At 37.3% G+C, this 3901-nt stretch carries 5 protein-coding genes; 2 read left to right on the forward strand and 3 right to left on the reverse strand.

Annotated features, from left to right (window positions below):
- Positions 1-25 precede the first annotated feature (25 nt).
- Positions 26-1039 (forward strand): methylmalonyl Co-A mutase-associated GTPase MeaB, encoded by a 1014-nt coding sequence (gene meaB, locus E1171_RS05545; RefSeq protein WP_155204893.1) that lies wholly within the window; start codon positions 26-28, stop codon positions 1037-1039.
- Positions 1040-1097: 58 nt separating this feature from the next.
- Here meaB and E1171_RS05550 read toward each other — a convergent pair whose 3' ends face one another.
- The 3 genes from E1171_RS05550 to E1171_RS05560 form a co-directional block, all read right to left on the reverse strand.
- Positions 1098-1817 carry a head GIN domain-containing protein gene (locus E1171_RS05550; RefSeq protein ID WP_155204895.1) on the reverse strand — a complete coding sequence of 240 codons (720 nt, stop codon included), beginning with the start codon at positions 1815-1817 and terminating at the stop codon, positions 1098-1100.
- A 216-nt stretch (positions 1818-2033) separates the two neighbouring features.
- Complete coding sequence (locus E1171_RS05555; RefSeq protein WP_155204896.1) at positions 2034-2477, reverse strand: GNAT family N-acetyltransferase; 444 nt, start codon at positions 2475-2477, stop codon at positions 2034-2036.
- Between the two features lie 10 nt (positions 2478-2487).
- Entirely contained in the window at positions 2488-2880 is a 393-nt protein-coding gene (locus E1171_RS05560) for a rhodanese-like domain-containing protein (RefSeq protein ID WP_155204898.1), read from the reverse strand.
- 133 nt (positions 2881-3013) lie between these two features.
- Between E1171_RS05560 and E1171_RS05565 the strand changes: the two genes are divergently transcribed.
- On the forward strand, positions 3014-3901 hold an 888-nt coding region (locus tag E1171_RS05565), incomplete at its 3' end, for a LysR family transcriptional regulator (RefSeq protein WP_155204900.1).

A 3901-nucleotide genomic window follows, 5' to 3' on the forward strand; every position in this document is an offset into this window, starting at 1 on the left:
CTTGCCCCTTATTAATATTCAAATCATGCGGCATCGGAAAAAACGACTAAGTAAGGAGGATTTTGTTCAAGGGGTTTTGGCAGGGAATAAAACGGTATTGGGTAGAGCTATTACCCTTGTGGAAAGTGATTTGGTTGAGGACCAGCACCTTTCAAGAGAAGTGCTGCAAGAAATTCTTCCCTACAGCGGAAATAGTATTCGACTGGGAATTACAGGAGTGCCGGGTGTGGGAAAAAGTACTTTTATTGAGAGCCTGGGGCAGCATATAACTGAAAAGGGAAAGAAATTGGCCGTACTCACTATTGACCCCAGTAGCCAACGATCTAAAGGAAGTATACTTGGGGACAAAACCCGAATGGAAACCCTTTCTCATCATCCATTAGCTTTTATTAGACCATCTGCTTCGGGAAGTTCTTTGGGAGGAGTAAATAATCATACCAGAGAAAGTGTGTTGTTGTGTGAAGCGGCTGGATATGAAATTATTTTTATTGAAACCGTTGGGGTAGGGCAGTCGGAAACTACCGTTCATGGTATGGTTGATTTTTTTCTTTTATTGATGCTAGCAGGGGCCGGAGATGAATTGCAAGGCATAAAAAAGGGAATTATGGAAATGGCTGATGCTCTTGTGATTACTAAAAGCGATGGAAACAACTTTAAAATGGCTAAAAGGGCCAAAGCGGAATATAAAAGTGCTTTACACCTTTTCCCTCCATCACCTACGGGATGGTTTCCTCCGGTTTTAACCTGTTCTGCCCTGGAAAGTACAGGGATCCAGGAGATTTGGGAGGTAGTTGAAAAATACAAGAAAGATATGAAAGCCAAGGGGTATTTTGATTCCAAAAGACAACAACAGCAGCTTTTTTGGATGCATGAAAATATTCGGGAATTACTTGAAAGTAGATTTTATCAACATCCAATTGTTAGTAAACGATTGGGAGAGGTGGAGAATGAGGTTGGCGCAGGAAAAAAGGAAGCATTTACAGCAGCCCAGGAGTTACTTCAAGCATTTGAAGAAGATGGATTTTCACAAAAAAAATAAGGAAAGAAGTAGGGGCTTCTTTCCTCAAAAAGTTTAACTTTCAAATCATTCGATTTAATTAATTCACCTGGCGCACGTTTGCTGCCCCTGTAGTGTTGGCGTAGAATTTCTCCGGATTTCCCTTAAACCGAATAGATGCTGCACCACTGGCGTTGGCCTCAAATTCTTCCGTTACATGGACCCTAATGGAGCCTGCACCTGAAGATTTTACATTAGCTTTTCTGCTTTCCAAAGCAAGTGCTTTATAACTACCGGCTCCTGATGAATTTACCCACTGTTCATCTGCTTTTCCCTCCAGGGTTAGATCACCGGCACCAGAAATTTTGGCTTTTAAAGATTTAACATCCAATTCCAAATTTGCAGAGGAAGCACCACTAAATTCTATTCCCAAATGGTCACCCTTTAGTGGAGTTTCTCCTTTTACATGGCATGCGCCACTAATGTTTAATTCCTCTAAGTTTTTGTAGGTGATATATAGGGTAATCTTACTGCGATTTTTTTCCCAACGTTTACTTTCATATCGAATTCGTAAACGATCCCCTCTCAATTCTGTAATTACTTTTTCATGTTGCTCTTCTGTTGCCTCCACTTTCAATTTATAAGAATTTCCTTGGGTTAGGATTACCTCAAAAGCTCCTCCAACAGAAAGCTCACTAAATTCTCCTATGGAACGATTTCTAACTTCTCCTTCGTCCGCGAAAGCTTTGATGGGTTGGGCCATTAGGGGTAATATCAGAAGGACTGCGAGAAAGTAGATGTGTGTATTTAATTTTTTCATAACCTAAAATTTTTTCTTAAAGACCCTAATAATTTACGAAGGGTTGCACCATGAAAAAAATAATTTCGAAACTATATAAGTTTATTTTTTCCTTTAAAGAAAGCTACTATCAAGCTCATAAATTTTAGTTTTCTATTCACATTTTTATGATTGAGAATCCCTTTGCCTAAATAGCCAACCATTTTAAACTGTCCTTCCAAATATTTTCGGCTTTCCTCAAACAATCCAAAAGAACCTTTCTTTTGTTTTTGAGGTCCCGCCCAACCTATGGTAAAAGGCAATTGCATCTTTATTAAAATCGGGAGTTTGCCATTGGATAAGCTGACAGCCTTCCGCTTTAGCAAAATCTTTCACCTGGTTCATCATTTTTAAACCTATTCCCCTTCCTCTCATTTCCTCTATGAGGAAAAGACAATCAAGATAAATGTAAAAATCCGCTTCCCAGGTTGAATATTGCTTCATAAATGTAGCATAGCCAACAATTTCATTATTCTCTTCTGCAACAATACATTTCAAAACTTCCTGGGAATTAAAAAGATGTATGGATAACAAATTTGATTTATTTTGGGAATTAAATTCAGCCTTTTCAAAGGCTGCGTGTTTTCCGATTAGATTAACAACCTGATCAATGTCTTCCCTCTCTGCAAATCGTATTTTCATACAAACTTATTTAACAAGCACATTGAATTCCGGTGCCTTTTGTTGATCTGGATCCTTCTGTGGAATATCCATCAAATTTCCACCATTCAATACCACCCATTAATTCTTTTACTTTAAAACCAAGTCTGGTCATTTTTAATGCTCCTTTAGTGGAGCCGTTACAGCCAATTCCGTCGCAATAACAGACATAAGTTTTACCTTTGTCCAGGTGCTTTGTGGTTTCAGTTGTCATTTCCTTGTGAGGAATATTGATGGCACCAGGAATATGTTCTTTTTCATATCCAAAGGTTTGTCTGGTATCCAGGACAATAACATCTTCATTATTTTGGAGTGCCTCAAATAAATCTGAAGGATCCATTTCGTATGCCAGTTTGTTTTCGTAGAATTCAATTTGCTTATTCATAGTTTTATAATTTAATTTTTTCAAAGGTAAGAGAGGGGCAGCCTCAATTTCCAATTCCTTAGTTGAGAGATTTTTTTCTGTGGTTGAAAATTTTTCAATTATATGGATTCGGTTTTATACTAACTTTGTCTTTATGGATATTCGCTACTTACGGTTAATTAAGACGATAAAGGAAGAAGGAAATATTGCCAATTCCTCTGAAAGGTTATTTTTAACTCAATCAGCCTTAAGTCATCAGCTGAGGGAACTGGAAGAAAGACTGGGGTTTAAAGTCTTTCACAGAACCCGGAACAAATGGAAGCTTACGGAAGAAGGGGTAGAACTTTATAGAATAGCGGATGAGGTTTTGAAAACCATTGATAAAGGTTTTGACACTATTGAGCAAATTCGAAAGGGTTCCAAGGGAAAAATTAAGTTAAGTACAGAATGCTATTCATTTTATCAGGGGTTATCTGCTTTTGTGCAGAAAATAGCTGTTTTATACCCTGAAATTCAGGTAGATTTTATTCTTGAAGCTACACATCAACCTATTTCAAAAATTTTAGCCAAAGAGATTGATATTGCCATTGTCACCACTAGCCCTTCAAGTGATTTATTACTAAGTGTTGAACTCTTCGAAGATGAAATTTTTGCCATAATGCATAAGGAAAATGAATTAAGTGAGCTTGAATTTCTTGATGCAAGTCACTTTTCGGATTCTCCCTTAATCATCCATTCGTTTCCATTAGAAACCGTCTCGGTGTATGAACAATTTTTAAAACCTAATAGAATTACACCCACTAAAATTTCAGCCATTCCACTGACCGAGGTTGCTTTAGAAATGGTTAATGCAAATATGGGAATTATGTGTATGCCGAAATGGGCCTTAAGGTCTTTTAAGTTATCTGAGAATTTAACTTTCAAAAGGATTGGAAAGAATGGTTTAAAAAGGTCTCATTACTTAGTTGCCAGAAAGGAAGATATAAGAAAAAAATATATCAATGATTTTATCTCAAATTTAGAGGAGGATTTTTCAGGTAGG

It is taken from the genome of Xanthovirga aplysinae (assembly GCF_009711365.1).
Classification (GTDB): Bacteria; Bacteroidota; Bacteroidia; order Cytophagales; family Cyclobacteriaceae; genus Xanthovirga; species Xanthovirga aplysinae.